Genomic DNA, 1,896 nt, shown 5'->3' with positions numbered 1-1,896 from the left:
CGGCCGACCCAGTCCGATTATGCCGCCGAGGCCGCCTTTGCCTTTTCGCCGCGCGACCAGAAAGACCAGCCGCGCGCCTTGCTGGCCGAGGCGGGCACGGGCACGGGCAAGACGCTGGGCTATCTGGCGCCCGCCGCCCTGTGGGCCGAGCGCAACCACGGCACCGTCTGGGTCTCGACCTATACCCGCGCCCTGCAGCGCCAGATCGCGCGCGAGGGTCTGGCCCTGCCCGATCATGAGGGGCAGACGCGGCGGCGGGTGGTGGTGAGGAAGGGGCGTGAAAACTACCTCTGCCTGCTGAACCTGCAGGAGATGGTTCAGCAGGCCCAGCTGGGCGCGGGGGATGTGGTCGGGCTGGGCCTGACGGCGCGCTGGGCCGGGGCCTGTGCCGACGGCGACATGACGGGCGGGGATTTTCCCGCCTGGCTGCCGGGGCTGTATGCCGGGCCCGCCGCGCACCAGCCGACGCCCGCCAATCTGGTCGACCGGCGCGGCGAGTGCATCCACGCGGCCTGTGCCCACTATCGCCGGTGCTTTGTGGAAAAGACGGTGCGGGCCGCGCGCCACGCCGATGTGGTGATTGCCAACCATGCGCTGGTCATGGTGCAGGCCGCCTTTGACGGAGCGCGCGCCGCCCGCCATCCGACCACGGACAGCGAGACCGCCGCCCTGAAGCGCATCGTGTTCGACGAGGGCCACCATCTGTTCGAGGCCGCTGACAGCGCCTTTTCCGCCAGCCTGTCAGGACAGGAGGCCGCCGAACTGCGCCGCTGGATCCGGGGGCCGGAAACGCGGGCCCGGCGGGGGCGCGGGCTGGAGCAGCGGCTGGGCGATCTGATCGGCGACGATGGCGCAGCGCGCAAGGCGCTTGGCGATGTGCTGGCCGCCGCCACCCGCCTGCCGGGTGAGGGAGCGCAGGCGCGTATCCTGCGCGGCTCGGAGTCGGGTGCGCCGACCGGGCCGGTCGAGGTGTTTCTGGCCGCGGCGCTGGACCAGCTGCGGGCGCGGGCCGATCCGCGCGGGGGCTCGGAAGATCAGGGCATGGAGTGCGCCGCCCGCCCGGCCATCCCCGACCTGATCACGGCTGCCGCCAGGGCCGCCGAGGCGCTGGCCGCCGTCGAGGCGCCGCTGCTGGCCCTGTCGCGCCACCTTGAGGATGTGCTGACCGAAGAGGCCGAGACGCTGGACGGCGGGGCCCGGGCGCGGATCGAGGGGGCGCTGCGCGGGCTGGACCGGCGGGCGCGCATGACCCTGCCGTCGTGGCGGGCCATGCTGAACGATCTGGCGTCGGGCGATGCGGCGGGTGACCCGGAGTTCGTCGACTGGCTGTCGGCCGAGAGCGCCTTTGGCCGGCTGTCGGATGTGTCGTTGCGGAGGCATTGGGTCGATCCGACCCAGCCGCTGGAAGCGACCGTGATCCGCCCGTCGCACGGGGTGCTGGTGACCTCGGCCACCCTGACCGATCCCGATTTCGGCGACGATCCCTTCCATCTGGCGCGGCTGCGCTCGGCCACCGGGCGGCTGGAGACGCCGGTCCGCACCCTGAAGGTCGAAAGCCCGTTTGATTATGCCAGCCAGTCGAAGGTGATCGTGGTCACCGATGTGCCGCGCGACGATCCGCGCCGGACGGCGGCGGCCATGCGGGCGCTGTTCCTGGCCTCGGGCGGCGGGGCGCTGGGGTTGTTTACCGCCATTCGCCGGCTGAAGGCGGTCTATGGCCTGCTGGGCCCCGAGCTGGGCCGCGCGGGCCTGCCGCTTTATGCCCAACATATCGATCCGCTGGATGTGGGGGCGCTGGTCGATGTGTTCCGCACCGAGCGCGACAGCTGCCTGCTGGGGACCGATGCCATCCGCGACGGGGTGGATGTGCCGGGTCGGTCGCTGCGGTTGCTGGTG

At 72.4% G+C, this 1,896-nt stretch carries 1 protein-coding gene; it reads left to right on the top strand.

Features of this window, described 5'->3' with window-relative positions:
- Positions 1–1,896 (top strand): ATP-dependent DNA helicase (locus Q8S40_RS13350; protein WP_305670784.1); only part of this gene is annotated, 1,896 nt, incomplete at both ends.

Source organism: Falsiroseomonas sp. (genome assembly GCF_030695085.1).
Classification (GTDB): Bacteria; Pseudomonadota; Alphaproteobacteria; order Acetobacterales; family Acetobacteraceae; genus Falsiroseomonas.
This window is presented reverse-complemented; position numbering and strand designations above follow the sequence as displayed.